This window comes from Citrobacter sp. wls829 (assembly GCF_005280825.1).
Classification (GTDB): Bacteria; Pseudomonadota; Gammaproteobacteria; order Enterobacterales; family Enterobacteriaceae; genus Citrobacter; species Citrobacter gillenii.
Window position 1 is genome coordinate 1 of record NZ_SZWP01000092.1, and the last position, 3,644, is coordinate 3,644.

The following is a 3,644-nucleotide window of genomic DNA, read 5'->3' on the forward strand; positions in this document are numbered from 1 at the left end:
CCGGCTGAGGGCGAAATGACACCCTAAGCGTTAGCTCTGTGTCGTTGCACGATGTCAGCGACGGTATTCTTGCTGATACCGAGCTCGCGTGCGATCCAGCGATAGCTGCGTCCCTCGGCCCTCATCGCAACCACCTTAGGCAAAAGTCGGTCTGATTTTGGTCGCACTCCGGCCTGACGACCAAGCCTCTTACCACGTGCCTTCGCAACAGCAAGGCCTGACTTGACCCGCTCGCTGATGAGATCCCGCTCAAACTCCGCAATGCCGGAAAGAAACGTCGCCAGCATTCGTCCATACGGCGACGAAAGATCGAACGCCATTCCATTCATGGCTATCACGGAAACCTTCCAGTTCTCCAGTTCACGTAGCGTATTGAGCAGATCGAGCGTCGAGCGCCCCCACCGGGAAAGCTCAGTGACCAGGATTGCATCAATTTGTCTGGACTGGGCAAGCGCCAGGACTTTCTTTCGCTCGGCCCGGTCGAGTTTAGTTCCTGAACCTGTTTCCTTAAATATTCCCACCACGTCGTAGCCGGCACGGCCGGCGAAGGCTCGCAGATCAAATTCCTGGCGTTCACAAGACTGATCCGCTGTTGAAACCCGGCAGTAAATGGCGGCACGATGTCCCAATTGAACCCTCCTGGATTTTTGTATCGGAACGCCCTGATTTATATGGGCTGGCTGTTGTCCAAAACAGACTATACTTCAAAAGGGACGAATTTGTATGTCACGACGCCATATTTTCACCGAACGGCAGCGAGCAGCGCTGTTCGATCTGCCCACGGACGAACTGTCGCTACTGAAGTTCTACACGCTGGGCGATGATGACCTGGAAAACATTAGGCAGCGCCGCAGACCGGAAAACAGGATTGGCTTTGCCCTGCAACTTTGTGCCTTACGATATCCGGGCCGTGCACTGGCTCCTGGTGAGATGATCCCGCGTGAAGTCCTTTCCTTCGTCGGTGCTCAGCTTGGAGTTCCGGCTGATGCGCTTCTCACTTATGCCACACGGCGCCAAACCCGTCAGCAGCACATGGACACGCTGCGCGAAATTTACGGCTACAAGACCTTCACGGGCCGTGGTGCCCGTGATCTGCGGGAGTGGACTTTCGGCCAGGCCGAAGATGCCAGATCAAACGAGGATCTTGCTCATCGTTTTATTGTGCGGTGTCGGGAAACTTCCACCATTCTGCCCGCAGTATCGACAATCGAGCGCTTGTGCGCGGATGCTCTGGTCGCCGCTGAGCGGCGGATTGAAACGCGGATTGCGGAAAATTTAACAGCGGATGTTCGCGATCACCTGGACAAACTTCTGAGTGAAATGCTCGCCGGCAATATCAGTCGTTTCATCTGGCTTCGCAACTTCGAGGTTGGTAACAACTCGGCTGCTGCTAACCGTTTGCTCGACAGGCTCGAATTTCTGCGTACCCTGAATATCAATCATAGTGCTTTGGCCAGCATACCTGCCCATCGCATTGCCCGGCTGCGTCGGCAGGGTGAACGCTACTTCACCGACGGTTTGCGTGACATCACTTCGGACCGCCGCTGGGCGATCCTTGCCGTCTGTGTTGTGGAGTGGGAAGCGGCGATTGCTGATGCCATAGTCGAAACCCATGACAGGATCGTAGGAAAAACCTGGCGGGAAGCGAAGCGCCAGCATGACGAAACAATTTCCGGCTCTAAAGCCACACTCACGGATACGATCCGTACCTTCACCGCGCTGGGAGCTTCGTTGCTTGAGGCCCGCAGTGACGGAACCCCGCTGGAGATGGCTGTCGCCAGTTCGGTTGCATGGGACCGGCTCGCTCAACTGGTAGCGACAGGGACTCAACTCAGCAACACGCTAGCCGATGAGCCTCTTGCATATGTCGGGCAGGGATACCATCGCTTTCGTCGTTATGCGCCCCGCATGTTGCGCTGTCTGAAGCTCGAAGCCGCGCCGGTCGCCGGACCATTGGTAGCAGCAGCTTTGTCGATCGGAGAGATGAAAGGTGTTGCATCGCCAGAAAGGCGTTTCCTGCGGCCCAGCTCCAAATGGAACCGTCATTTACGAGCTCAGGAAAAAGGAGATACCCGTCTTTGGGAAGTGGCGGTACTCTTTCACCTCCGGGATGCTTTTCGTTCCGGAGATGTCTGGCTCGCTCATTCGCGCCGCTATGGTGACCTCAAGCAGGTACTGGTGCCGATGATCGCGGCGCAGGAAAATGCAAAACTGGCCGTGCCTTCCAACCCACAGGATTGGCTGGCAGACAGAAAGGCGCGACTCACGATCGCTCTTAAGCGGCTGGCCCGGGCTGCCCGTAACGGCACTATTCCGCACGGTAGCATAGAAGATGGAACGTTGCGGATCGACAGGTTGACAGCAGACGTGCCGGATGGTGCCGAGGCACTCATACTGGATCTGTATCGCCGAATGCCGTCCGTTCGGATTACCGACATGCTGCTTGAAGTTGATGCAGCCCTTGGTTTCACAGATGCGTTTACCCATCTGAGAACCGGGGCTCCATGTCGCGACCGGATCGGTCTGCTCAACGTCCTGCTCGCTGAAGGGCTCAATCTGGGCCTGCGTAAGATGGCGGAAGCTACAAACACGCATGATTACTGGCAGCTCTCACGCCTTGCCCGCTGGCATGTTGAAAGCGAAGCCATGAACCAGGCATTGGCAATTGTGGTGGCCGCGCAGGGTAAACTGCCGATGTCACGCGTCTGGGGGATGGGCACGTCAGCATCGAGCGATGGTCAGTTTTTCCCGACAGCGCGGCATGGCGAAGCCATGAACATGGTCAATGCCAAATATGGTTCTGTTCCCGGCCTCAAAGCGTATACTCACGTAAGCGACCAGTTCGCGCCATTCGCTTGTCAGTCGATCCCGGCGACCGTGAGCGAGGCACCGTATATTCTCGATGGACTACTGATGAACGAGGTCGGTCGCCATGTTCGCGAACAGTATGCCGATACAGCAGGATTCACCGACCATTTGTTCGGAGCCAGTAGCCTGCTCGGCTACAATCTCGTTCTGCGAATCAGGGATCTGCCATCGAAGCGGTTGTACGTATTTAATCCCGATACGACCCCCAGGGAGTTACGCAAGTTGGTAGGTGGAAAAGCCCGGGAGGATCTTATCGTTGCGAACTGGCCTGATATTTTCCGTTGTGCCGCGACGATGACCGCTGGCAAAATCAGGCCCAGCCAACTCCTGCGCAAGCTCGCTTCTTACCCACGACAAAACAACCTTGCAGTTGCGCTTCGTGAAGTTGGTCGTATTGAACGGACCCTTTTCATTATTGAGTGGATCCTGGATACGGACATGCAGCGGCGTGCTCAGATCGGTCTTAACAAGGGAGAGGCCCACCATGCGCTCAAAAATGCGCTCCGTATCGGGAGGCAGGGGGAAATTCGCGATCGCACGACAGAAGGGCAGCACTACCGAATCGCTGGGCTCAATTTATTGACTGCGGTGATCATTTACTGGAATACCGTCCATCTTGGTCATGCCGTCACGGAGCGGCGGAACGAAGGGTTGGATGTTCCCCCTGAATTTCTTCCCCACATATCCCCATTGGGCTGGGCGCACATTCTACTGACTGGCGAATATCTTTGGCCCAAGGAACCGAAAGCTTAGGGTGTCATTTCGCCCTCAGCCGG

Annotated in this window: 2 protein-coding genes; one reads left to right on the top strand and one right to left on the bottom strand. The window is 56.0% G+C overall.

Annotation, left to right across the window (positions count from 1 at the left end; genetic code table 11):
• Positions 1-23 precede the first annotated feature (23 nt).
• Positions 24-629: a recombinase family protein gene (locus FDW88_RS18765; protein WP_000509966.1), complete on the bottom strand. Its 606-nt coding sequence runs from the start codon at positions 627-629 to the stop codon at positions 24-26.
• A gap of 94 nt (positions 630-723) precedes the next feature.
• Here FDW88_RS18765 and FDW88_RS18770 point away from each other — a divergent pair, with 94 nt between their 5' ends.
• A complete protein-coding gene (locus FDW88_RS18770; protein ID WP_001553819.1) occupies positions 724-3,621 on the top strand; it encodes a Tn3-like element Tn5403 family transposase in 2,898 nt (965 codons plus the stop codon).
• Positions 3,622-3,644 lie beyond the last annotated feature (23 nt).